Genomic DNA, 25,038 nt, shown 5'->3' with positions numbered 1-25,038 from the left:
CGCCGCGGCGCCCCTTTTCGTCAGAACACGAGCCTGAGATCCATTCCCACAGTACGCGGAGCGCTACGGAAGGTGTTGGTGCCGATGAAGCCGTAGCCTGAGACGGCATAGTCTTCGTCGCTCAGATTGCGTCCCCAGATGGAGAACGTGAGGTCGTCGGTCACGGCAGCTTCGAAGGCTGCGTTGACCGTGGTGAAGCCTTCCTGCTTGCGCTCGTCGAGCCCTTCGGCATCGAGCTGGTAGTCGCTGCGGTACTTGGCATCGGCTGCGATGGAGAAGCGGTCGCCTGCGAATGGAAGGAGCCAGCGGCCGCTGAGGGTGGCGGAGACTTCCGAGGCGAAGGGCAGCGGGTTGCCGTCGAAGAGCGCTGCGTTGCTGCTGCCATCGAAGGGCTGGTAGATCTCCGTGTCGAGAAGAGTGACACTGGCCCGCAAGTCTAGACGATCCGTAGGCTGTGCTTCAGCTTCGATCTCAAGGCCACGGACACCGGCTGCGTCGAGGTTCGAGAGCGAGTTGGAGATGATCGTGGTGCCGTCGGGCTGGGTGAACGGCACGAAGATGCGGGCTTGCGGATCGTCATAATCGAGTATGAAGGCCGCGATACTGCCGCGCAGCCGGTCCGTCACCCGGCTTCGAAGGCCGAGTTCATAGGCGATGACGGTCTCCGCGCCGAACAGCCCTTCATCGGCGTAGTGCCCGGCATTGTTCGCGACCTCGCCGTTGAAACCGCCGCTTTTGAAGCCGCTGGCGACAGAGGCATAAACATTGGTCCGTAAGCTGATCGCATAGCGAAGGGCCGCATCCCCGGTGAAGCGGGTTTCTTCGATGGAATTGCTGCCGACGGCATCGCCGAGGCCATCGCGGTCGTTGAAGGCCCGCGTGCCATCTTCGAAGAGGTGGATGCCGAAACCTTCGCCGTCGATGTCTTCCGCCGTGAGTCGCCCGCCAAGGGTGAGGGCGAGGCGGTCCGTCAGGTCGTGCTGAAGGCTCGCGAACAGGGCGCCCGTGCTGCGCTGCTGCTCGATCGTGGTGAGGAGCGAGCGCACCGGGCTCGGAGAGGCGGGGGTCGGGCCGACGCGGCCCGGAGCACCGACATAGGTGCAGCTGCCAAGCAGGGTCGCTTCGTCGAGCCTGCCGCACCAGATGAGGTAGTCCTGCTGGAAGTCATCCGTCGACGCCGCAAGTCCGATGAGGAGCGATCCGCGCTCCAGCTCTTTCACGCCGCGGAGTTCCTGGCTCGCCTGCCAATAGTCGCGATTGTAGCGCAGGTTGGCATTGAGCGACGGAATGCCGAAAGGCGCCGGTGTGCCGTCAAAGTCGAAGCCGTAGTTTTGCGCGTAACCCTCGAAGGCCGTGAGCGAGGTCATGTCCCAGCCCCCGCTTGTCCATGTCGTCTCGAGCGATGCTCCGTAGAAGTCATTGTCTCGGGGCTGCAGGCCGTCATTTCCGACGGAGATCTCGTGGTCACCGAGGTCGAGGGCGCTGTTGAGAGGGGCCGGATTGGTGCCCTTCTGGGCCTCGTAGTGAAGGCGAAGAAGGGCCGTGCTCCGATCACCCTCGCGCAGGACGGACAGGCGCATGCCGAAGTCTTCGGTTTCCCCGGCTGCACGGTCGGAGCCTGCGGGGAAGCCGCCGCTGGCGACATTGTCGAGGACCGGGCCCTGCAACCTGCCGCGAAAGGCGAGGCGGGCGGCGAGGTCTTCGGCCAATGAAGTTTCGAAAGCTCCGGCCACGTCGAGCAGGTCGTAGCTGCCTGCGCGCAGGCGGAGGGACGACGGGGCATCCGTGCCCGGACGGTTCGTGACGAAGTTGATCGAGCCGCTCGATGCATTGCGGCCGTAAAGCGTGCCTTGGGGGCCTTTGAGGACCTCGACGCGCGCCATGTCATAAAGAAGGAAGCCGGTCTGGACATTGGTCGCGAGCAGAACGCCATCGCGGTAGACCGCCGCGGCGCCGGGGGTCAGGGCCTGGTGATCCACCGCTCCGATGCCGCGGATCTGGTAGGCGATCTGGCTGCCGTTTGCGACGGCGGCCTGCAGGCCGGTGACGAGGCGGGTGATCTCCTCCGCCCGGTCGAGGCCGCCCGGCTGGCTGCCGAGCTCGATCACATCGACGCTGCCGGCGACCTCCGACAGGGGCAGGGGGCGCTTGGTTGCGGTGACGATGATTTCGTCGGTGGAGGGCTCGCTGGCGAAGGCCGTGCTGGCGATACAAAGTGCCGCAGCCGAGACGCCGGTCAGGTAACGCATGACAGTTTTTTCCTAGTGGGAGAAAGACTTTGGGACGCCGTGACCCTAGCGCAGGTCGGGCGCGATTATCGGCTCTTTAGGGGTGGTATATTAAAACGGTCGTTTCACTGGACTCAACGGGGTGAGACGTTACTGTCGTGCCGCGTTCTCGAAGGGTAAAATCGCGTGCGGATTGTTTTCTCGATCGCCTCTCTTGTCATGATTGCAGCCAGCCCCGCGCTGGCGCAGAAAAACGGGCCGACCTTCACCGGCGTGGGTTCAGGGGCGAGGGCCTTCGAACAGCTCGACGACAAGCTGCCGACGCCGAACGCCTACCGCGCGGCGACCGGCGAGCCGGGCCCCGCCTACTGGCAGCAGCAGGCGGATTACAAGATCAACGTCGTGCTCGACGAGGATGCCAAGCGCATCGAGGCGTCAGAAGACATCATCTACAAGAACAACTCGCCGCACGAGCTTCGCTATCTCTGGGTGGCCTTGGACCAGAACCGCTTCGCCGATGGATCGCTGGCGCGGACATCCGAGCGAATGTCGGACATGGGCCGCCGTCCGGGTTCGAACTCCGCGCCGCGCCTGGACTTCGGTGCGCTTGCGCGTCTCGAGAACTTCGAAAACAATGACTACGGCTTCAAGATCGGCACCGTCACCGATGGTGATGGCAACGAGCTGAGCTACACCGTCGTCGACACGATGATGCGGATCGACCTTCCCGAGCCGCTTGCTCCGGGTGCGGAGACAGAGTTCACGATCCCTTGGTCGTTCAATATCATCAACGAAAGCGTGGTCGGCGGCCGCGGCGGCTATGAGAGCTTCCCTGTCGACGCAGAAGAGCCGACCGACGACACGATTTTCTTCCTCGCCCAGTGGTTCCCACGCATGGCGGCGTTCACGGACTATGAGGGCTGGCACAACAAGGCGTTTCTCGGTCGTGGCGAGTTCACCCTCGAGTTCGGCGACTACGAAGTCGATATCACGGTGCCTGCGGACCATATCGTCTCCGCAACCGGCGTGTTGCAGAACCCCGGCCAGGTCCTGACCCGGCAGCAGCGCCGCCGCCTCGAAAGGGCGAAGACCGCTGAGAACCCTGTCTTCATCGTGACACCTGAAGAGGCGAAGGAGAACGAGAAAGAGGGGACCGACAAGACCAAGACCTGGAAGTTCAAGGCCGAGAATGTCCGCGACTTCGCCTGGGCCTCCTCGCGAAAGTTCATCTGGGATGCGATGGGCTTCCGTCAGGACGATGACGAAAACCCGCTTGTCATGGCGATGAGCTTCTACCCCAACGAAGCCGAGCCGATCTGGTCGACATACTCGACCGAGGCGGTCATCCACACGATGGAAGTCTACAACAAGTTCGCCTTCAACTATCCCTATCCCACCGCCCAGTCCGTGAACGCATGGGAGCGCGGCGGGATGGAATACCCGATGATCACCTTCAACGGTTATCGTCCGAACACGAAGGATGCGCCGAACGGCGAGGTGACCTATTCACGGAACATCAAATACGGCCTGATCGGCGTCATCATCCACGAGATCGGCCATATCTATTTCCCGATGACGGTGAACTCCGACGAACGCCAGTGGACGTGGATGGACGAGGGGATCAACACCTTCCTCGAATATGTGGCCGAGTACGAGTGGGAGGAAGACTTCCCGATCCTCGGCGGCAAGCCGAACCCGCTCGATGTGATTACGGACTACATGGTCAGCTCGAACCAGGTCCCGGTGATGACCCAGTCGGACTCGATCATCCAGTTCGGCCCCAACGCCTATTCGAAGCCGGCCTCCGCCCTTGTGATCCTGCGGGAGACCATTCTGGGGCGCGAGCTCTTCGATGAGGCGTTCCGCGAGTATTCTCGCCGCTGGAAGTTCAAGCGTCCTCAGCCTGCGGACTTCTTCCGCACCATGGAGGAGGTGTCCGGCAAGGACCTCGACTGGTTCTGGCGCGGCTGGTGGTACACGACGGACCATGTCGATCTTGCTGTCGTCGGCCTTCAGACCCTGAAGATCTCGACCCAGGACCCCGATGTCGAGGCGGACTACAAACGCGAGGAGCGGAAAGCCCGCGAGCCTGAACCGATCACCCAGATCCGCAACCGCGAAGAGGGCCTGACGACGCGCCTCGAGCGTCGCCGCGAACGCCTTGCGGATTTCTATAACGAGAACGACGAGTTCGAACCGACCAACAAGCAGCGCAACGCGTTCAAGTCTTTCCTCGAGAGCCTGAACCCGCAGGAGCGCGCGCTCTATGACCGCATGATGGAGCGTGACCCGTGGGTGCATGTCATCGATTTCGAAAATGTCGGCGGTCTGGTCATGCCGATTCCGCTGACCATCACCTATGCCGATGGTTCGGAAATGGACATGATGCTGCCGGCCGAAATCTGGCGTTACAACGCGGAGCGTTTCTCGAAGATGTTCGTCACCGACAAGGAGATCGTCTCGGTGGAGATCGATCGTGCGAACCAGATCGCCGATGCGGACGAAAGCAACAACACCTTCCCCCAACGCGTGAACAAGAGCCGTTTCGAGCTCTATCGTTCAAAGCGCAGCTCGAACAATCAGATGGCGGACAGCCTCTATGAGCTGGACGGCGACGAGAAGGGCGAGACTGCAAACGAGCAGGGACCGGAGGTCCCGCTGGAGCCTGTCGATGGCGGTCGCTAAGCGTTTCCTCCAGGCGCTGGCGCTGATCGCCCTGCTGGCGCCCGGCATCGCCTCGGCGCACCGGATGCCGGAGGTCGATATCACCATCGCCACGTCGGAAGTCGGTGGCGAGGAAGTTGCGGCCTTCACCTTCCGTTTCCACGCCGCCGACGTTCTGAAGGCGCTAGGCCTCGATCGCGCGGTCGATGTGGATCTCAGCGACCCCAAGGTTCTCGCCATGATGGCAGCCAAGGCGGAGGCCAAGGTCGTAACCGAAGGCGGAACGCTCGACTACTTCGGCGGCGAGACGGACGGGAACGCCGTGTACCTCTTTTTCACCGCGAAGCCGGGAACGGTCATCACCGATGCGTCCGTGCTTTCATCCGCCTATGAAAGCTGGACCAACCGGGTCAATGACGAGCGCTCGGGAGAAACCGTCACCACGGTCTACACCCAGGGTGGCGAGCTCAAGGGTCACCGCCACTAGAGACGGTGACACCCGGCCGAGGTGCTTCTCATCGTCCAAGCCGGCGAGGAGAGCCCTGCCGGCCGGGCCTGTTTGGACTACCGAACTCTGTGGGATGCAGACGGAGCCCTGACACCTGCGTGATGCAAGAGGGGTGGCGCAAATGCGCGCCGCGCAACATATGGTGCCCAAGGAGATCGCTGGAGTTCCATGCGCCGACCATTGGACGACATCCTCTCGGAGCACCCCGAGCTGAGCCGCGCGGAAAGCCGCGCCGAGGCGGAGGAGCACCTCGAAGAGCTGTTCCTCGAGGCCCAGAAGCGGTCCAACGCTTTTGCGGCTGAACGGCTCGAGGAGATCTACGAGGTGGCCGAGCGGGCGCTGGCATTGGGTGCGTCCTTCCCGCCTGTGCCCATCGAAGAGCGCCGCCCTGCCGCGGCCTGGTTTCTCAAGGTTCCGGGCCTCCTCGCCCAATATGGAGGCGGCCTGCTGCTCGCAGCCTGCGCGCCGCTGGTGGCCGACGAGTCGACCATGCTGGCTGTGGCGTGCGGTGTGGGCGCTGTGCTGACCCTGGTCGGGCAAAGGCGCGGAGGCGGGGGAAAGCCACGTCGCGAGCCCCCGAAGGCGGTGGCGGCGAAATTCGAAGGGCTGGTCTCGGCAGCCGAGCGGACCCTCTCCTCGATGACGGCCCCGCTCGCCCTCGAAGCTCCCTCTAGGCAGGGGACGTCTCTTTCGGATGATGACGTGCTGTCTTTCCTGCAGGATGCGGTGATGGTGAGGGGCCTCTCCGACGAAGCCGACGAGCTGGCCGCCAATGCCGAAAGGCTGATCGAACGGGCGGGTTACCGGATCGTCTGTGAGGGGAGTGACGACCTTTTCGAAGTCATGATCGACCCGGAGGTAGCTGAAGAGATCCTGCTCAAGCCGGCATTGGTGCATCGGACCGATCCCGGCAAGATCGTGTTTGGCGTGAAGGTCAGGGGGCGGAGCTAAATGAAGAACCATTATCTCGGCTTCGACCTCGGCCACGCCGATACGGCGATCGCGCTCGTCTCAGGTGGCCGTCAGGAGCGCTTCGCCGCGCCTGCCAATATCGAGATCCAGGGGCAGACGATCCAGCCGACGGCCCTTGTCCGTATCGAGAAGAACGGGCGTGAGGAACTGGTGATCGGCAGCCGGGCCATTCGCGAGGCTTCGAAGGCGGAGAACGCGGCTAGCTCGCGCCTGCGCGCGGCCTTCAAGACCCGGCCGAAGGATCTCGGTGAAGCGAGGGACGACATCCGCGACTTTTTCGCGACCTGCCTGGCCGAGGCGTCTTTTGACCCGCTGCCCCCGGAGGGCTGGGCGGGGACCGCTATCGCGGTGGGTTGCCCTTCTGGCTGGTCAGCGGAGGAGGATATCCGTCAGTACCGGGAGATCCTGGTCGAGGGCCTCGCCGGAACCGAGATGGAGGGCGCTGAGGTCACTGTGGTGCCCGAGAGCCGGGCGGCGTTGCTGCAGGCTATCGACAATCCCAATTCGCCCCTGACCACCGAGGCGCGGGGCGAAAATATCCTCGTCATCGACATCGGCTCCTCGACTCTCGATTTCTCCCTGATCGCGCCGGAGCAGAAAGCCTCGCCGCTTCTCGACGCGGGGCTCGATCTCGGAGCGTCGTTCTTCGACCGAAAGGTGCTGGAGGCGGTTCTGGCGAGGGAGCCCAAGGCTCGGGAGTTCCTCAAACACAATCCTCACTACAGGGATCTTTGGCTCTTCTATGCGCGAAGGACCAAGGAGCAGTATTTCATCGACGCGCCGGAAGATGATGACGAGCTTGTCTCGGGCGCACCGCTGCAGCCTTACTTCACCGGCGGGAGGCGGCGCAGTCTCGAGATCGCCATTACCGGCAAGGACATGAAGGCATTCCGTAAGGCCCCCTACGACCGCGAGCTTCATCCGTCCAAGGAACTGAATCTCGATCCCGTGCTCCTGCAGTCAAAATCCTGGGAAGAGATTTACGAGGAAAGCCTGCGCGCGCTGAACGACGCGATCGAGCGACGGGGGACGAGCTATGGCCGTGTGCTGCTGGCTGGCGGCGCATCGCGGATGCCGTTCACGCGGGAGATTGCCGAGCGGGTTTTCGGGAATGATGGCCGTGTGCTGATGGACCCCGAGCCGTCACATATGGTGAGCCGCGGGCTGGCCCGCTGGGGCCGCAAGCGGGACAATGTCGAAGAGTTTGCCCGCGAAGCCCGAAAGCTGATGAAGGAGCGCCTGCCGCAGCTCATCGACCAGGAGTTCGAGGCGCTCAAGATACTCCTCGCACGCGGCCTTGCCGAGGTCATCTATGATCGCTTCGTCATGCCGACCGTGGAGAAATGGAAGGACGGCGCCTTCCGGACGGGCCACGATGTCCGCAGGGAGATCGAGGCGCGCTACCAGGAATGGCTGGTCTCCGACGAAGGTTCTTCCTTCTTTGTGCAGACGATCAATCAGTGGTGGCGCGACGAGGTCAAGCACGAACTCGACAGGGAACTCGACCGCCTGCACGAGGCCTATGACATTTCGCGGGATATCCAGTTGCAGTTCGACCGCGCGATCGAGCCGGATTTTTTCCGCTTCGATGCCGCGGCGATCGACCTGCCCTTCGAGACCATCATCCAAGCCGCGATCATCACGCTGGCCTTCGTCGTCACGGTGTCGATCGACATGGCGATGGGCGGGATCCCGTTCTTCTCCGGCACGCTGGCGGCTGCTGTTGCCGTGGGCGGACGGTTCACGCGTAACTGGATCGCTGGGCTCGACGTGCCGTCCTTCGCAAGGAAGCTGCCCGATCGCCTGCCGGGTCGCGAGCGTCTCTTCGACTCCCAGGTGAAAGGCCGGGTCGAGAAGCAACTCGCCCAGTCCTTCGACAAGGCAAAGGAAAGCATCCTGGCGCAGGTCGAAGCCGCGGTTGCGGCATCGATCGAACGGCAGACGCAACGCGCACGGACTCTGTTGATGGGTAGTGACGGGCTAGGGTAGGACCGTGACCCCGTCATCCGTCACCCTTGCCTTTACGCCATAGACGTCTTCGATGAGGTCAGCTGTCAGTGTCGATGCTGTCGGACCTTCAGCGACCACACGGCCTTGCTTGAGAACGAGCAGGTCGTCGGCATAGTGCGCGGCAAGGCCCATGTCATGAAGGACGACAGCAGCGCCCCCGCCTCTCTCCGTGTACCCCTTGAACAGCTTCATCACCTGTCGCTGGTGGTAGGGGTCAAGGGATGTCGCAGGTTCGTCGGCGAGGATGTAGGGCGTCTCGGCTGCAAATGCGCGCGCGCAGTGCAGGCGGGCTTCTTCCCCCCCCGAAAGCGTGTCGGCGGCGCGGTCGGCGAAAGGCTCGAGGCTGCAGCTGGCAATCGCCGCATCCACGGCCCTCGCATCCGTCCCGGCGAGAGAGCGGGGCGCTGCTCCGTAGGCGAAGCGCCCCAGCGCGACGATGTCCCGGACCTTCAGAGGCCAGGCCAGCGGACGCTTCTGGGGAAGATAGGAGATCTTCCGCGCCCGTTCGGTCGGGGACAGGGAGGCCCAATCGGCGCCGTCGACGGACACGGAACCGCGGTGGTCCTCGAGGCCGATGCCAGCGCGCAGGAGCGATGTCTTGCCTGCTCCGTTCGGCCCGATAATGGCGACGAGCCTACCCGGATCGACGGTGAAGTCGACGTCTTCGACCAGCACCGCCGCAGCCTTTCTCACGGCTATGTTCTTCATGCGGAGGGCCATCAGAGACCACCCCTTCGCCGGAGCGAGATGAGCACGAAAACGGGGGCGCCAATCAGCGCGGCGAGCACGCCCAGCCGTAGCTCTGCCGTGCCGGGGAGAAGCCTGATCGCGATGTCTGCGAGCGTCAGGAGAAGGCCGCCTGCGAGGAAGGACGGAGCAAGACTGGCACCCGGATCATGGCCGGTGAGCGGCCGGACAATATGCGGCGCAACGATACCGACGAAACCGATCCCGCCGGCCAGGGAAACCGAGGCACCAGTGAGGAGGCCCGTCCCGAGAACTGTCAGCAAGCGGTGCTTCTGAAGGTCGAGCCCTGCCGCCGCCGCCGCGTCCTCGCCCAGTGTCAGCGCCGTGTAGCCGCGTCTTGCGAGCAGGACGAGCGCCCCACCTGCCGCCATGAAGGGGGCCGCGAGAGCGATGTCCTGCCAGCTGCGGTTGGCGACGGAGCCGAAGGTCCAGTTGACCATCTCCATCAGCGTGAACGGCGTGGGCGCGAGGCTGAGGAGGAGGCTCATCAGTGCACCAATGAAGCTCGACAGGCCGATGCCGAAGAGAATGAGCGTCGCGACGGACCGCAAGCGGATAGCGGCGACGGAGATCAGCGCCGTCGCCGCAAGGGCCCCTGCGACCGCGGCGATGGGCACGGCAGGCCCCGCACTGGCGACGCCGAAATAGATGACGAGCGTCGCGCCGAAGATGGAACTGGCGGTGACGCCCAGAACGCCGGGTTCTGCCAGCGGATTGCGGAGAAGACCCTGTAGCGCCGCGCCGGCGAGAGCCAGGCTGCCCCCTGTCAGGAACGCAGCAACGGCGCGGGGTGCGCGGATGAGCTGGATGACGGTGTTGTCGCCGCTCGGCCCCTGGCCAAACAGTCCCGCGAGAGCACGGACCGGGGAGAGCGGCGTCGGCCCCAGGAGAATGGCCGCAAAAAACGCGGCCAAGCTCATCGTGAGGAGAGTGAGAGAAAGGCGCAGGTCCCGGCTCATTCCCGGCCCTCCCGGATCAGCCGGATCGCTTCGCCAAGGGGGAAGGCCGCGCAGCCGAGGAGGGCGCCCGGCACATCCGTGCGCGGAAGGGCCATGAGGTCCCGGGCGACCGGATGGCGGAGGCTGTCCCAACGCCCCTCGAAGCGGTCGCGGCTGTCAAAAAAGCCGGTCACGAGCCGGTCCGGGCTTTCATAGGCGAGGCGCTCGAGGGGCAGAGGGTGCCAGCCCGGCCGGGTTTCGTAATTCTCGAGACCCGCTGCGGAAAGGACCTGGTCGACAAGCGAACCCGGCCCGGTCGTCACGCCTGAAGGGGTGACGTAGAGCGCCTGCTCAGCGCCTTCGGCGGGCTGTGCGATCTGCTGGCGGAGGTCGGCTGCGAGCGCGGCACCTTTCTCCGGTGCGCCGAGGGCCGCGCCAAGCCTTTCCGTGTTCGCCGCCACGTCGTCCAGCGTTGCTGCCCAGCCAAGCTCGACCACCGGGACACCCGCGCGCCTGAAAAGTTCGGTCGCCCGTGGGCCTCCGCCATAGGACCGGACGATGAGATCGGGCTTTAGAAGGAGCACATCCTCTGCAGACGGACGGACGACAGGGATGTCGGCGGCGCGCTCATTGAGGAAGGTGTAGTCCTCGCCCGCTCCTGGCGAAACGGCGGCGATCGCGTCCGTTTCGGCAAGAGCGAGGACGTGGATGTCGGCGCAGTGGTCGAGACTCACGATCCGCTGCGGTGCCGCGGCAAGTGGCGGCCCTTCGCTCTCGCCACAAGCCCCGAGGGCCAGGAGAACAAGGGCCGCACGCCGGATCATTGGCTGAGGCGGATCCCGACCGTCGCCGAAGCGCCTGCGGTCCCGTAGCCGAAGACCTGCTGGTAATCCGTGTCCGTCAGGTTCTCGGCGCGCAGGTAGATCTCTGCCTTCTCGGAGACATCATAGCTGAGGCTGGCGTCGAGCCGGGTCCAAGCGTCGACGGTCCCGAAGCTGTCGGTCTCTTCGCCATTGTGCCGCAGAATGAACGTCGCGCGGAAGGTTTCCCCCTCATAGCTGAGGCTCGCATCGCCGGAATGCTCGGGCAGGCGGGCGAGGGCGTTGCCGGCTCCGTCCTCCGCCTCGAGCCAGGTATAGCTGCCGCGTGCCACCAGCTTTCTCGGCAGGCTGACGGACCATGCAGTTTCGATGCCTCTCGTTTCGGCGCGTGCGATGTTATCGTAGCCGCCGAGGGCGAAGGAGAAATCGATCAAATCGTCCGTGTCGAGTTCGAAATAGCCGATCTCGAGGTTGAAACCCTCGCGGAAATAGAGCGCACCGATGTCAAAGCCCTCGGAGCGCTCGGGCATGAGGCCTACAGGCACCGCTGTCGCACCACAGCAGAAAAATGTCTGCTGGAACAGGCTTGGGGCTTTGAAGCCCTGACCCCAATTGCCGCGCAGGGTGAGAGCAGGGTGCGCCTGCCAGCTCACCGCGATGCGGCCCGTGGTTTCGCTGCCGAACTGTTCGTGGTCGTCGATCCGTACACCGCCGGTCAGGGTAAGGCCGGCAGTGGGTTTCAACGCGGCGAGGGCGAAGCCCGATGCGATCGAGGTCTCCTCGTCATTGGCCTCGCGGCCATCGCGCTCCGCGCCGAGCGTCACGGCGACGGGCCAGTCAGGGGCATCGGCCGTGAGCTGGTAGCGCAGGATGTTGCGCTCGCCACGGGCATCGAACGCAGGGACCTCGCCCGTGAAGTTGCTGCGGTCGATCTGGCTGTAGCCTGCGAAGAGGCGGTGGCTGACGATCTTGTCCTCGGGCGTTGACAGCGCGACGTGCCCGGTCAGCTCGTCGGTCTCGGAACGCTCGTCCCCATCGGCGACGAAACCGGGGGCGAGGAAGTCGAAGCTGTCGAACTCCGTCTCCGCGGTCTGGACATAGAGCCCGGTGTCGAGAAGGGCCGCTCCGAAGTCCGAGCGGTGCCGGAGACTGGCTGACGTCGACCGAAAGCCGTCATCCTCCGTGTTGCCAGCATCTTCATCGGCCTTGGAGAAGCCGTCCGAGACAACGGACGTGATCCCGATCCGCAGGTTATGCTGCTGGTTGCCGAGGGTGCCCCGCACGCCGCCGCGGTAGCTGTCGAAGCTGCCGACCTCGGCAAAGACGGCGCCCTGGCTCAGAACGCCCGCACCGGGCTCGGGGCTGCGGGTGGTGATGGAAACCACACCGCCGATGGCTTCTGAACCCCATAGGGTTGACTGTGGGCCACGGAGGATTTCGATCCTCTCGGTCTGGTCGGTATCGAGGCGGGCAAAATCGAACCCTCCTCCGGGTGCGGAGGTATCCCCCACCGGGACGCCGTCGATGAGGACCAGTGTCTGGTCACTGGCCGCGCCGCGGATGCGGATGGTCGCCGCACCGCCGAGCCCGCCCGACTGGTTGAGCGTCACGCCGGGTGCCGAGGCGAGGGCGTCGATGGCAAAGGCGTAGCCCTGACGCTCGAGGTCCTCGCGGGTGAGAATGGTGACGGCCGTTCCGGCCTCTGCAAGCGTCTGGTCAAGACGGCTGCCATAGACAACGATGGTGTCGGGGTCCTGCCCCGCGTCATGCGCGAAGGCCGGGGTGCTCAGCAGGCTGAGCGATACTGCCAGGAGAAGCTTTCGCTTCATCGTCTCTCTCCAGCGCACGGCCCGCCTGAACCCTGCGCGATGAACGCGGCTATACCCGGTCGCGGAGCCCTGCCCGCTGGCGGCCGGAATCGATGCCGTTTCGGAGGAGAAAGCTCTCCCGTTCCCGTGGCCTATTCCCGGACCGGGGAGCGAACGACGCGATGGCAGGTCTCCTGGCTCTCCGGTCACTGCGTCAGGTCGCCTTCCCAGGGCTGATACCCCAGTGGCATGATGACCATCCGCTCACGGATGACAGTTGCGGGTACAGCGCCGGATTTTCACCGGCTTCCCTCTTCGCCAGCTATTACGCTGGAACCATCTGGGCATAGTGTCGTCGCCATGCGACCTCGTGTCAATTGTTCGCTGCCGCGCTAGGTCTGGTGGATGATCGAACTGAGCAATGACGAGCTGAAAGCGGGGCTGCTCCCTTACGGGGCGCGGCTCGTGTCTGTGGAGCTGGGCGATGGCTGGCAGGCGGCACTGTCGCCTCCGGGCGGCGATGATGACCGCGAGGACCCGGCCTATATCGGCGCCGCGCTGGGGCGCTATGCCAACAGGATCGATGGAGGCTTCACCCTCGACGGGAGGCGTTTCGACGCGGAAACGGACGGCGGCGACGTGGCGCTCCATGGCGGGCCTCGCGGCTTTGCCCGCCGTGAATGGGATGTCCTCGACCACAGCCGAGATCGCGCCGTGTTTCGCCTCGAGAGCGAGGATGGCGACCAGGGCTATCCGGGCCATCTCAGGGTCTTGCTGACGGTTCGCGTTGAAGGTCGCGCTCTGCTTGTCTCCTTCGAGGCCGAGACCGATCAGCCGACCCCGGTCAACTTGAGCTATCACCCTTATTTCCGGCTTGGCGACGAAACCGTACACGGACATCGCCTGACGTTGCCTGCGCAGGGCGTGTTGGCCACCGATAGCAGGCAGGTGCCGACAGGAGAAATCATGCCGCTGGTCGGTGGCGCGCTCGACCTGTCGGATGGCCCCGTGCTTGGCGAGCGGATCGGACTGCTCGACGCTTTTCAGGGCTTTGACCACTGCTACATGACACCGGGGGGCGTCAGGGCACGCCTCGCGCACGAGGGCTCGGGCCGGAGCCTTGTCATCACCTCCGACGCTCCGGCCGTGCAGGTCTACACAGGACAGGGGCTGAGCGGACCCAACGCGCCCTATGCCGGGATTGCGATCGAGCCGCAGAGCCCGCCCGATGCGCCCAACCATGCGACCCTCGGCGACACGATCCTCCGTCCCGGAGGGGTCTACAGGCGAGCGATCCGGTACAGCTTTGACTGGCGTTAGCGGACCTCCTTGACGATACATGCCTTTTGCCATCGGGGCACGAGGCGCGCTCCGGCAATGGTTTCAACGGCTCGCCCGCGATCGCGCGCCCGATCCGCGCGTCCTTCCCCAGGCTTGAGCAGCGCGAAGCGTGGCGGGGAGGCGGCGAGCACCCTAAGTCCCCATGGCCTGACTGGAGAGCACGATGGAATCCCTTGCCCAAGACCTCCGCCAGATGAAGCGAACTCCCCTGGACGATGCGCATGTCGCCATGCTGCGCGAACTCGGGGAGGAGCGGCGCTACGCTGCGGGCGAGATGGTCGTCGAGCCGGGGCAGCCGATGGACGAGTTCATCTTCTGCGAGGAAGGCGAGATCGAGGTCGTCGACATGCGCACCGGCGGCAAGGCTGTGGAGGCGACGATCGGGCCGACGCAATATCTCGGCGAGATCAGTTTTCTGAACGGCGGCACCTGGCACATGCCGATGCGAGCGGTGGTGGATACGCGGTGTACGGTGGTTCCACGCAAGGACATGCTCGACCTCATGGCGCGCGTGCCGGAGATGAGCGACATCATCGTCACTGTTTTCGCCGCACGCCGCAGGCGGACCTTCGAGGACCAGAACTCTGCCATCACGATCATCGGCGATGAAGAGGATGGCGGGCTCCGGCGGGTGGCGAGCTTCGCCTCGCGCAACAAGATTCCCGTCAGGCGCCACGCCCTGGGAAGTCGGGAGGCGGACGCTGCCCTCAGGCGAGCGAGTCTCGAAACGAATGAGCCGGCGCTGATTTTCGGCAAGGACAAGGTCATCGAGAATCCCACTCCGCGGGGGCTTGCGCGCTTTGTCGGCCTCGACCTGCCCCTGGCGGGCGAAGACGATTTCGACGTGGTCGTGGTCGGCGGGGGACCGGCAGGCATTGCCGCTGCGGTTTATGCGGGTGCGGAGGGCCTGTCTGCTCTCGTGATCGAAGACCAGGTGATCGGCGGGCAGGCCGGAACGTCGAGCCGGATCGAGAACTATATGGGCTTTCCCACCGGCATTTCCGGCGCCGACCTCTGTTTCCGCGGGGAGATCCAGGCCATGCGCCTCGGCACACGCTTCGTCATGCCGCGCCGGGTCGCCGCGATCAGGCCGCTGGGCGAAGGCCGAAAGGGCTACTGCATCGGGCTCGAGGACGGCGAAGAAGTCCGTACACGCTCCGTGGTGATTGCAACCGGTGTCCAGTATCGCCGGCTGCCACTGGACAAGCTCGAAGAGTTCGAGGGCGAAGGCGTCTACTACGCCGCGACCGATATGGAGGCCCGCTACTGCCAGGGCGCAGAGGCCGTCATCATCGGCGGCGGCAATTCGGCAGGGCAAGCGGCCATGTATCTCTCCCGCTCGGCCAGGCACGTTCATGTGCTGGTGCGCGGAAACGAGCTCGCCCAATCCATGTCCGCCTATCTCTCGAGCAGGCTCGAGCAGGATCCCAGGATCACGGTCCACTACGAAACCGAGTGCACGGAGCTTCACGGCAAAGACTGTCTTGAGGCGATCACGATACGGAACAAGATTCAGGGAAAAGAGCACCGCATCGAGACCCCGGCCCTCTTCGTCATGGTTGGTGCCGCGCCGCGCACCGATTGGCTGGGCGAGTGCGTGGAGAAGGACGAGAAAGGCTTCGTCAGGACGGGACAGTCCGAGCATTGTCCTTCAGCCTACGCCACATCAGCACCGGGTATCTACGCTGTCGGTGACGTCCGGTCAGGCTCGGTCAAGCGGGTGGCCTCGGCGGTCGGCGAGGGCTCGGTCGTCATCAGTCATGTGTGGAACCACGTGCATGGGTGAGAAGCGCCGTAGCCCGGGCGGCTGGCCCGGAACGGGGGGAGATGGATGCCCCATTCTCGACCCGCTCAGCGCTGCTCGAGGGCCCGTGCTGAGAGCTGTCTTACTGAGCCAACGCAAATACGGACCGGGTGTGGCTGCTAAGTTGCGCTGAGGACACCAATCTCGGAGAACCGCCAGAAATGGGCTTGCGACTGGAATTCCTTGGCGGCGTCGGGACCGTGACGGGCTCGAAATTCCTGCTTCACGCGCATGGGCGCAGAATACTCGTCGATTGCGGTCTGTTCCAAGGATACAAGCAGCTTCGCCTGCGGAACTGGGCGTCTCTGCCAGTCTCGCCTTCGGATATTGACGCCGTGGTGCTCACGCACGCCCATATCGATCACTCCGGGTACTTGCCCCTGCTCGTCCGCAACGGCTTTTCGGGCAAAGTGTATTGCACGTCCGCAACGGCCGATCTGTGCCGGATCTTGCTGCCGGATTCCGGATTTCTCCAGGAGCGTGAAGCCGATTTCCTGAACCGCCATGGCATCGGGAAGCACCGCCCGGCCAAGCCGCTCTACACCTTGAAGGACGCGGAGAGGGCGCTGAAAAGACTGCGCCCGAAGGAGTTCGGCAAGGCTTTCGAGATCGAGGGCATACGGATTACCTTCCGTCGGGCCGGCCATATCCTCGGCGCAGCTTCTATCGAAATCCTGTCCGAGGGCCGGAAGGTTCTCTTCTCTGGTGACATCGGCCGGCCGAACAGCCTGACGATGCATGATCCGGAGGATATAGCGTCTACGGATTTCCTCGTCGTCGAGTCGACTTATGGAGACCGAACGCACGATCAAACAGACCCCGAAGACGTGCTGGAAGACATCATAACGCGGACCAGTCGCCGGGATGGGACCGTGATTATCCCGGCCTTCGCCGTGGGCCGGACGCAGACGCTTCTCTATCACCTGCACCGGTTGAAGGCTGCGAACCGAATTCCTGATCTTCCCGTGTATCTCGATAGCCCGATGGCTGTCGACGCGACGGAGATTTTCCTTGCTCATCCACGGGACCACAAGCTCTCGCCGGAGGACTGCCGGGCGGCCTTCGGTTCCGTCAAGTATGTTCGCAGTACGGATGGATCCAAGGCTCTCGACCGGAACCGCGCGCCGAAGATCATCATTTCCGCAAGTGGCATGGCGACTGGAGGCAGGGTTCTGCATCATCTCAAGAGCTTTATCGAGGACTCGCGAAACACGATTCTCTTCGCCGGCTTCCAGGCAGGGGGCACAAGAGGCGCGAGACTGACCAGCGGCGAGCGGCGTATCAAGATCCACGGAGAGTATTTCTCGGTGGCGGCGGAGGTTGCGAACCTCCGGATGCTATCGGCCCACGCAGATGTGGACGAAATCATCGGCTGGCTGAAGATGTTCGATAGCCCTCCCCGCCAGACCTTCATCACCCATGGTGAGCCGAATGCATCCGATGCACTTCGCCTACGGATACAGGAGGAACTCGGCTGGGCTTGCACCGTGCCCGAGCATAACAGTGTGCACCAGCTCGGCTCATGAAGGGCGGTCAATCTTTATCCGCTCTGCGCGCCCGGCGTTTGGGCGTGGTCGCTCCCGGCGCGGCCTTCGTCTTTCTGAGGTCTGATTGTGGCGTCTGCCGCTCCGAGGGCTTCGATGCGCGCGCGCAGGTCGAGATCCATCACAAGGGGCGTTCTGTCACCGCGACGCTCTTCCATGTGATTTCCGACATCCTCGAAAGCGACGAAGCCGGCCTCTCGGAGGCCGCTTGGCAACAGCTTGGCCTCGAGCAGGGAGATGTCGTCACTGTCACGCACGCCCCGCCCCTTGCTTCATTCAGCATCGTGCGGCGCAGGGTGTTCGGTGGACGGATTGATGACGAGGGCGCGCGGGAAGTGATCGCCGATGTTGTCGCCCAGCAGTACTCGGATATTCACCTTGCGGCGTTCCTGACGGACTGCTCTGCAACGCCTCTGGACGAGCCGGAGATGATCGCGCTGACACGCGCGATGGTCGAAACGGGTGACCGGCTCCATTGGAACCAGGCGCCCATTGTCGACAAGCACTGCGTCGGAGGGCTTCCCGGTAACAGGACAACGCCCATCATCGTATCGATCGTCGCTGCCTTCGGGTTGACCATGCCGAAGACGTCGTCCCGTGGGATCACCTCCCCAGCGGGCACGGCGGACGTGATGGAGACGCTGGCACCCGTGAACCTGTCCCTGACGGCGATGCGGCGTGTCGTCGAGCGTGAGGGCGGGTGCATCGTCTGGGGCGGAAGCGTGCATCTTGCGCCCTCCGACGACATCCTCATCAGGGTCTCGAGGGCTCTCGACTTTGACGCTCAGGGGCCGATGGTGGCGTCGGTCCTGTCCAAGAAGATCGCCGCCGGTTCGACGCATGTCGTGATCGACATCCCCGTGGGTCCAAGCGTGAAGGTCCGGTCCGAGAAGGCGGCGGCCTCGCTTGCAACAAGCCTCGCGAGTGTTGCGCAGGCCTTCGGCGTTCGCACACGGATCATCAAGACTGACGGACGTCAGCCCGTCGGGCGTGGGGTAGGGCCTGCGCTGGAGGCGAGGGATGTCGTGGCTGTCCTGAGAGGCGAGCCGGATGCGCCGCAAGACCTCCGTGACCGCGCGGTCACTCTGGCCGGGGCCGTCCTCGAGCTCGCTGGCGCAGTCGAGGCCGGGAAAGGCACAAAGACCGCCCGCGAAGTGCTTGATGACGGGCGGGCCTGGAAGAAATTCCTCCGAATCGCCGAAGCGCAGGGCGGCCTGCGAGAACCCCCGGTTGCTCCGCATACCCGTGCGGTGACGGCCTCGACAGACGGGCTGGTCGCTGCGATTGACTGCCGGAAGCTGGCACGCGTGGCCAAGCTCGCCGGTGCTCCTGGTGCTCCTGCGGCGGGTGCCGAGATCCACAAGCGCATTGGTGACCCGGTTACGATGGGTGAGCCCCTGCTCACCCTCCATGCCGAGACGCCCGGCGAGCTCGACTATGCCATCGCCTTCCTGTTGGGGGAGCCTGATATCTTCATGCTCACGACACCATGACCAAAAGAGTTTACTCCTTCTTCGGATCAGAGCCGTTCGCTGATGCTGTCAGGAAAGCGATCGCAGGGGAGAACGGCACGCTCGAACTCCGCCAGTTTCCGGACGGGGAGAGCTATCTCCGCTTCCGCGACAGCCTGAAAGGCGCGCACGCCGTATTCATTGCTTATCTCGACCATCCCAACGACAAGACCCTGCCACTGCTGATGGCGGCAGATGCTGCGAAGGCCCAGGGTGCTGTTTCCGTCGGTCTGGCGGTGCCGTATCTTCCCTATCTGCGGCAGGACAAGGCATTCAAAGACGGAGAGGCGGTGACCTCGCTGTCCTTCGCAAGGCTGATCTCCGGGGCGTTTTCGTGGCTCGCCACGATCGACCCCCATCTCCATCGGTATAGGGACCTTTCGGAAGTCTACTCCATCCCCTCGACTGCGGAGAGTGCGGTGCCGGCCTTGGCATCGTGGGTGCGAGACAATGTCAAACACCCCCTGATCGTCGGTCCGGACGTGGAGAGTGCGCAGTGGATCGACCCCCTTGCGGAATATCTCGGCGCCCCGCGGCTTCTCTTCCAAAAGCGCCGCAGGGGCGACAGGGAGGTCGAGATCGTGACGGACTCCCAAGTGGATCTCAGCAACCACACACCCGTGATCGTTGATGATATCATATCCTCAGGACACACAACGGCCGAGACTGTTCGTGCCCTGCTTTCCGCAGGGAGCGTGGCGCCTGTTTCTATAGCGGTACACGGAATCTTCGCCGAGGACGCGGCTTCGACCATCGTCAAGGCCGGTGCGCAAAGGGTCGTGACGACCAACACCGTCATCAATCCGAATGCCGCTATCGACGTTGCACCAATCCTCGCGGCGGGTGTGGCCCGCATGCTCGGAAGCGCGCCGGAAAATCCTGCGCTCCGCTAGCCGTTGGACTGCCAACCGCGTTTCGATGTCGGGCGGCCGATGATCCCGCCAGGTCGGTCAAGCAGGGAGTCGGTCTATTTCTGGAAAACGTAGGTACCCGGAGCGTCCACGCATGCGGCCAGTTCGTTGGCTGGGACGTCGATCAAATGCGGTGTCCGTGCCGGTTCGGTGCGGTCGGTGAAGCTCGAGAGCCACGCCTCCCACTTCGGCCACCAGGAACCGGGGTGGTCCTTCGCTTCCTCCAGCCACTGCTCCGGGCTTCGGTATGCTGCATCAGAGGCCGTAAATGCAGATTTGAAAGATCGGCCCGGATGACCAGGCTCGCTGATGATCCCGCCATTGTGGCCCCCGTCAGTCAGCACGAAGGTCAGATCCGTGTCCGATAAGAGGTGAAGTTTGTACACAGACTTCCAAGGCGCCACATGGTCGCGCGTCGTGCCGACCGCGAAGACAGGAACATTGATATCGCCAATGGAAACGGGACGGCCATGGACCTCGAACCGTCCGTGGGCAAGGTCGTTGTTGAGGTACAGCTTGCGCAGGTACTCGCTATGCATTCGGTAGGGCATGCGGGTTCCATCGGCATTCCAGACCATCAGGTCATTCGGAGGACGTCGTTCTCCAAGCCAGTAGCTGCGCAGCGACCGGGACCATATGAGGTCGTTCGAGCGGAGCACCTGGAACGCCCCGGCCATCTGTTCCGCGGCGAGATATCCCTGATCCCACATCAGGTCTTCGAGAAAGGCAAGCTGGCTATCGCTGATGAACAGGGCCAGCTCTCCGGCCTGGCTGAAATCAACCTGTGCAGCGAGCATTGTCAGGCTGCGGATGGCGTCGTTTCCGTCCCGTGCCATCGTCGCTGCCGCGATTGCGGCAGAGGTCCCTCCGAGGCAGTACCCGACGAGATGGACCTGTTCGTCGGGGACGGCGACTTTCACTGCGTCGACCGCCGCGAACGCGCCGAGGTCGAGATAGTCTTCAAAGCTGAGGTCACGGTCCTCTGCAGTCGGATTGCGCCAGGAGACGATGAAAACGGTGTGGCCTGCATCGACGAGATAACGAACGAGCGAGTTCGTTTCCGACAAATCGAGAATATAGTACTTCATGATCCAGGCCGGCAGGATCAGGACCGGCGGGGCTTTCACTTCAGAAGTCGTCGGCGTGTACTGAATGAGTTCGATCAGGCGATTCCTGAAGACCACTTTCCCAGGTGTCGCCGCAAGGTCCCGCCCGACTTTGTAGGCTTCATGTCCCGCAGGCGGGCGACCGGAATAGCGGCGGAGCATGTCGTCGACAAAATATGCTGCTCCTCTTGCGAGGTTTGCCCCCCGCTCCTCGATCGTCCGCTCAAGGACTTCCGGGTTTGTGAAGAAGAAATTGCTCGGGGCCACGGTGTCGAGGAACTGCCGTGCCGTGAAGTCGGCGAGGGCTTCATGCTTGGGCTGGACCCCAGGCACCCCCGTGAAGACGTTGTGCCAGAACTGTTGCGTGAGCAGGAACTGCTGATGGATGAGGTTGAAGGGGAAGCTCTTCCAGCTCTCGGCCCGGAAGCGCCGGTCCTGCACCAATGGCTCGATGCACGGTTCGTTTTCGAGGTCGCCGGCGAGGCGAAAGCTGTAGGACGTCAAGCGCCGAAGCTTGTCCCAGCCCTTGAACGCGATGTGCATCTGTTTGCCCGGTGAGAACCAAAAGTGAGCCCCCCAATCAAGGAAGCTGCCCGCGATCGATAGCGGAGAGACACCGCCCGTCGCCTTCGCGACGGCTGCGTGCACGCTGCGGTCAAGATAGTCGGGAAGCTCGTGGCTAAGCTCGTGGAGGAACCCTGAACCGCCGGTGGACGGTCCGAAGTCCATCCATAGGGGGGTCGTCGACTGGCGCTGCACAGTCTCCGCCGGGACAGTCACGGGCAAGCTTCCGTCCATGTTTGGCTCCGCTCGATTGCTCAGATGCCGACCCTCCAGCTTAGGTTCGGCCCACGGGCTTTGCGGCAGCGCAAAGCCGCTGCGCCGCCACCATGAGAAACGTGAGAGGAGCAAACAAGGGGATCCCTGTGCGTGCTCTCGGTTTTCTGATCGTTCCGATCGCTCTCATCGGTGCCTTTGCCGTATTGGCAAGCGCCGGCGGCTTCCTCGGTGCCGGGGAGGGGCCTCGAACCGATCCGGCGAAGGAGGAAACGGTGTCTCCGGCGCCCGGTGGTGACCCCGAGCATGGGCGCGCGCTCTTCATCACCAAAGGCTGTATCGCTTGCCATGCCATTCGCGGCATTGGCGGTCGTGCTGGCCCGCCATTGGACCGAATGCCGACAATGGCACCTGTCGACGAGATGGAATTTGCCGCACGGATGTGGGCTGGCGCGCCGGTGATGCTGAAGCTCCAGGACGCATGGATCGGCTATCAGATCGACATCACGGGTGCGGAGCTTCGCGACCTCGCCGCCTTCGCGAATGACCCAAAGGCGCAAGAAGCGCTGACCGAAGACGAGGTGCCGGAGGACATCAGGGAATATTTCCTCGACCAGTTCTACATCGATGACGACCTCGAGGACCGCTACCAGGACGAGGAGTGGCTCGAGTTCTCGAGGAGGTCAGGCGGTGGTTGAGCCGAAGCGCATCACGCTCCTGCTTGGGCATCCGAGCCGCAATCGGAGTTACTGCCGGGCTCTTGCCGAGCGCTACCGCGATGCCGCGGTCAAAGCGGGGCACGGCATCTCGTTTTTCGACGGCGCGAGCCTGGATGTTCCCTTTCTTCACAACACGGAGGAATTCGAAAGCGGAGAGCCGCCGGAATCGGTGCGCCCGCTGCAGGCCGCGATCTCCGAGGGCGAACACTTCGTCATCGTTTTTCCGATGTGGATGGGCACGCTGCCCGCCTACACGAAAGCCCTCATCGAGCAGACTTTTCGGCCTGGTTTCGCTCTGGATATGAGTGATCCAACCTCATTTCCCAAGCAGCTGATGAAGGGCAAGTCAGCGCGCATCATCATGACGATGGGAATGCCCGCCGCTGCTTACCGGTTCATATTCCGTGCGCATGGTCTCAAGAACCTCGAGCGAAGCCTTCTCGGCCTTTGCGGCTTCAAGCCGATCCGCAGCACCCTGATCGGTAGAGTCGAGGCGGGAGGATCGGAGTACCGTGAACGCTGGCTGCGCCGTATCGACAAGCTGGGCGCGAAAGCGGCTTGAAGGAATATCGGTGCTTGAGACCAAAGGCACCATGAAACCCCGATCTCGCATTGAAGGCCAAAACTTTCGACAAGATAAATTGTGCGCTTCCACCTGTGTAGCTGCCAAGTAAGAGTGTCACCGGATAGCTAGGCTCCGGACCCATAAACCGTCTAGCGGTGTGAAGCAGTTCGTGATTCACGGTCTCCGAAGGGAGACTAGCGATGGCGGACAATCTGTTCTGGCTGACGGAGGCGCAGTTCGAGCGGCTAAGAGCCTGAATCATAAGTCCTCGTGATTTATCAGGCTCTTGCCATACGTCGTATTGCGATACGGATGTGGGCGATGAAGAGCCATGCGATGGCGGATGTCCAGTCTCGTTCCCAGTCTTTGGCGAGGCGGCGAGACCTTCCGAGCGATGCGAAAGTGCGCTCGACGACCCATCGTCTGGGCAGGATTTCGAAACCCTTTGCGGTATGGGACCGCTTGATGATTTCGACGGTCCAGCTTCCGATTTTTGTCAGGGAACGGCGCAGTTCTTGTCCCGCATAACCGCCATCGGCGAAGACGTGACGCAGCCACGGAAACCTGTCGCGCGCTTCGGCGAGAACGGCGGGCGCGCCGTCGCGATCCTGAATGTCGGCGGCGTGCACCAGCGCCGTCACCAAAAACCCTTCCGTGTCGGTCAGGATATGGCGTTTGTGACCCTTGACCTTCTTGCCTGCATCAAAGCCCGTCATGCCGCCGCTTTCCGTCGTTTTCACGCTCTGGCTGTCGATCACGCCCGCGGTTGGTTGCGGGCATTTGCCCTGCGCTTCGCGATGGCCGAGCAGCAGCCGATGATTGAGCCTTTCAAGCAGTCTCGCGTCGCGCCACCAGTAGAAATACTTCTGCACCGTCGAAAAGGGCGGGAAATCCTTCGGAAGGAACCGCCACTGGCAACCCGTTGAGGCGATATACAAAAGCGCGTTCATGATCTCCCGCATGGGCCATTTGCGCGGCCGACCCATCTTGTTCGGCAGCGGCATGTCCGGCTCAATCAAAGCCCATTCCGCGTCCGTGAGGTCGCTTGCATAGCGCGCCGACTTGCGCGCATACTTTCTTCGGGTGGTTTCATTCCAGGGCATCGTGATCCTCCGTGTTCTAAGCAAACAAAGAGAATCATAAGTCGTTGAAATCACCCAGCTACTTTTGGATCAGGCTCTAAGGGGGTGGGGGTACCAGGAAGCCGATATCATTTCTCTTTGAGGAGATAGAGGACCAATGGGTCTACGTCGCTCACCACAGGTTCGAAAGAGATCTTGGAGGCGACATTTCCGAAGACAAGATACGAGTAGCCAGGAACAAAGCCATCGGCGGGTGTGGCGAAGCATGGTTCGCCATTAACGATCACGGATAGACCGGCATTTGCATAACCGCTCTCGACAATCTGTCGGTGTCGATAATCGAGATCGAGGTATTCTGGAGGGATGATCTCGGTGCCGTTTCCTTGAGCTGTAATTGTCTCCGGCGGTCGCCCCGAGACAGCACGAACTAGCGAGAGAGACACAGTACCGAACTGCTCCTCATCTTCCGCCGGGCGTGCGTCTGTGACACGAAAGAGTGCGACGTATTCGGCACTCGAACGTATGTCATCGATCTGTTCACCGAACCCTGTTCCGCAAGTCGGAGCGCCGTGGGCAAGCAAGTGGGTACCGACGACGATTACAGCAAACTCCACCGGGAAAATCATTGGCCTGCCTTCCCTTGTGGACTGTGTGACACCCGATAATACGACCGCCCTTTCATCAACCGATAGCGGTTTCCGACAGCGATGGATGTACTCTCATCGTTGCCTGGTCTTGTGGCAAGCGTCCTCATACCATTTGGAGTCCTGGTTTGGTGCGTCGGTGGGATCATACCCAAGTCCAATGCTACGTGCCCCAATTCATGGTTGAAGACCTCGTCTGCCGGAACCCCTCCCCCAGGTGGATCGCCCGAAGAACTGACGAGACCCCGATGGCGCAGCCACCCTTTATGTAACCACGGCGTTGCTCCCGATGGAAGGCTGATCTGGCCGGAACCTTCACATGGTGGAGGCCAGATCAG

General features: G+C 63.1%; 19 protein-coding genes and 1 riboswitch. Of the genes, 11 read left to right on the top strand and 8 right to left on the bottom strand.

Annotation, left to right across the window (positions count from 1 at the left end; genetic code table 11):
* Positions 1-20 precede the first annotated feature (20 nt).
* A complete protein-coding gene (locus IE053_RS13720) occupies positions 21-2,249 on the bottom strand; it encodes a TonB-dependent receptor (protein WP_189577070.1) in 2,229 nt (742 codons plus the stop codon).
* 198 nt (positions 2,250-2,447) lie between these two features.
* Here IE053_RS13720 and IE053_RS13715 point away from each other — a divergent pair, with 198 nt between their 5' ends.
* From IE053_RS13715 to IE053_RS13700, 4 genes are all read left to right on the top strand, one after another.
* The gene (locus tag IE053_RS13715) at positions 2,448-4,913 is read left to right on the top strand and encodes a M1 family metallopeptidase (RefSeq protein WP_189577171.1); all 2,466 of its coding nucleotides are present in this window, start codon (positions 2,448-2,450) and stop codon (positions 4,911-4,913) included.
* Positions 4,900-5,379 (top strand): hypothetical protein, encoded by a 480-nt coding sequence (locus IE053_RS13710; protein ID WP_189577068.1) that lies wholly within the window; start codon positions 4,900-4,902, stop codon positions 5,377-5,379. The genes IE053_RS13715 and IE053_RS13710 overlap by 14 nt, the downstream gene beginning before the upstream one ends.
* A gap of 189 nt (positions 5,380-5,568) precedes the next feature.
* Positions 5,569-6,351: a hypothetical protein gene (locus tag IE053_RS13705; protein WP_189577067.1), complete on the top strand. Its 783-nt coding sequence runs from the start codon at positions 5,569-5,571 to the stop codon at positions 6,349-6,351.
* Positions 6,352-8,361 (top strand): hypothetical protein, encoded by a 2,010-nt coding sequence (locus IE053_RS13700; RefSeq protein ID WP_189577065.1) that lies wholly within the window; start codon positions 6,352-6,354, stop codon positions 8,359-8,361. It abuts the gene before it with no gap.
* Here the strand turns inward: IE053_RS13700 and IE053_RS13695 are convergent.
* Genes IE053_RS13695 through IE053_RS13680 form a run of 4 tightly spaced genes read right to left on the bottom strand, consistent with a single transcriptional unit; the run spans position 8,353 to position 12,717 of the window.
* Positions 8,353-9,102 carry an ABC transporter ATP-binding protein gene (locus IE053_RS13695; protein ID WP_229786255.1) on the bottom strand — a complete coding sequence of 250 codons (750 nt, stop codon included), beginning with the start codon at positions 9,100-9,102 and terminating at the stop codon, positions 8,353-8,355. The genes IE053_RS13700 and IE053_RS13695 overlap by 9 nt on opposite strands.
* Positions 9,102-10,088: a FecCD family ABC transporter permease gene (locus IE053_RS13690; RefSeq protein ID WP_229786254.1), complete on the bottom strand. Its 987-nt coding sequence runs from the start codon at positions 10,086-10,088 to the stop codon at positions 9,102-9,104. Before IE053_RS13690 ends, IE053_RS13695 begins: the two co-directional genes overlap by 1 nt.
* Positions 10,085-10,891, bottom strand: coding sequence for an ABC transporter substrate-binding protein (locus IE053_RS13685; protein WP_189577063.1), 807 nt, complete (start codon positions 10,889-10,891; stop codon positions 10,085-10,087). The genes IE053_RS13690 and IE053_RS13685 overlap by 4 nt, the downstream gene beginning before the upstream one ends.
* Entirely contained in the window at positions 10,888-12,717 is a 1,830-nt protein-coding gene (locus IE053_RS13680) for a TonB-dependent receptor plug domain-containing protein (protein ID WP_189577061.1), read from the bottom strand. The genes IE053_RS13685 and IE053_RS13680 overlap by 4 nt, the downstream gene beginning before the upstream one ends.
* Before the next feature lie 146 nt (positions 12,718-12,863).
* Positions 12,864-13,052, bottom strand: a riboswitch (cobalamin riboswitch).
* A 49-nt stretch (positions 13,053-13,101) separates the two neighbouring features.
* Between IE053_RS13680 and IE053_RS13675 the strand changes: the two genes are divergently transcribed.
* From IE053_RS13675 to IE053_RS13655, 5 genes are all read left to right on the top strand, one after another.
* A complete protein-coding gene (locus IE053_RS13675; protein ID WP_189577059.1) occupies positions 13,102-14,016 on the top strand; it encodes an aldose epimerase family protein in 915 nt (304 codons plus the stop codon).
* A 184-nt stretch (positions 14,017-14,200) separates the two neighbouring features.
* Entirely contained in the window at positions 14,201-15,823 is a 1,623-nt protein-coding gene (locus IE053_RS13670) for an FAD-dependent oxidoreductase (RefSeq protein WP_189577057.1), read from the top strand.
* Between the two features lie 185 nt (positions 15,824-16,008).
* Positions 16,009-17,367, top strand: a complete 1,359-nt coding sequence (locus IE053_RS13665; protein WP_189577165.1) for an MBL fold metallo-hydrolase — start codon at positions 16,009-16,011, stop codon at positions 17,365-17,367.
* Positions 17,364-18,878, top strand: coding sequence for a thymidine phosphorylase family protein (locus IE053_RS13660; protein WP_189577055.1), 1,515 nt, complete (start codon positions 17,364-17,366; stop codon positions 18,876-18,878). Before IE053_RS13665 ends, IE053_RS13660 begins: the two co-directional genes overlap by 4 nt.
* On the top strand, positions 18,875-19,789 hold the full coding sequence (locus IE053_RS13655; RefSeq protein ID WP_189577053.1) for a ribose-phosphate diphosphokinase: 915 nt from the start codon (positions 18,875-18,877) through the stop codon (positions 19,787-19,789). The genes IE053_RS13660 and IE053_RS13655 overlap by 4 nt, the downstream gene beginning before the upstream one ends.
* Positions 19,790-19,863: 74 nt before the next feature.
* Here IE053_RS13655 and IE053_RS13650 read toward each other — a convergent pair whose 3' ends face one another.
* Positions 19,864-21,711, bottom strand: coding sequence for a PHA/PHB synthase family protein (locus IE053_RS13650; RefSeq protein WP_229786250.1), 1,848 nt, complete (start codon positions 21,709-21,711; stop codon positions 19,864-19,866).
* Between the two features lie 128 nt (positions 21,712-21,839).
* Between IE053_RS13650 and IE053_RS13645 the strand changes: the two genes are divergently transcribed.
* Both IE053_RS13645 and IE053_RS13640 read left to right on the top strand, forming a co-directional pair.
* Positions 21,840-22,388: a c-type cytochrome gene (locus IE053_RS13645; RefSeq protein WP_229786249.1), complete on the top strand. Its 549-nt coding sequence runs from the start codon at positions 21,840-21,842 to the stop codon at positions 22,386-22,388.
* Positions 22,381-22,971: an NAD(P)H-dependent oxidoreductase gene (locus IE053_RS13640; RefSeq protein WP_229786248.1), complete on the top strand. Its 591-nt coding sequence runs from the start codon at positions 22,381-22,383 to the stop codon at positions 22,969-22,971. Before IE053_RS13645 ends, IE053_RS13640 begins: the two co-directional genes overlap by 8 nt.
* Positions 22,972-23,252: 281 nt before the next feature.
* Here the strand turns inward: IE053_RS13640 and IE053_RS13635 are convergent, their stop codons facing one another.
* Both IE053_RS13635 and IE053_RS13630 read right to left on the bottom strand, forming a co-directional pair.
* Positions 23,253-24,077, bottom strand: coding sequence for an IS5 family transposase (locus IE053_RS13635; protein ID WP_189577162.1), 825 nt, complete (start codon positions 24,075-24,077; stop codon positions 23,253-23,255).
* 107 nt (positions 24,078-24,184) lie between these two features.
* On the bottom strand, positions 24,185-24,682 hold the full coding sequence (locus IE053_RS13630; RefSeq protein WP_189577047.1) for a hypothetical protein: 498 nt from the start codon (positions 24,680-24,682) through the stop codon (positions 24,185-24,187).
* Between the last annotated feature and the right edge of the window lie 356 nt (positions 24,683-25,038).

It is taken from the genome of Parvularcula lutaonensis (genome assembly GCF_014651915.1).
Lineage (GTDB): Bacteria > Pseudomonadota > Alphaproteobacteria > Caulobacterales > Parvularculaceae > Parvularcula > Parvularcula lutaonensis.
The sequence above is the reverse complement of the archived record's forward strand: the minus strand, read 5'-3'. Positions and strand labels throughout refer to the sequence as shown.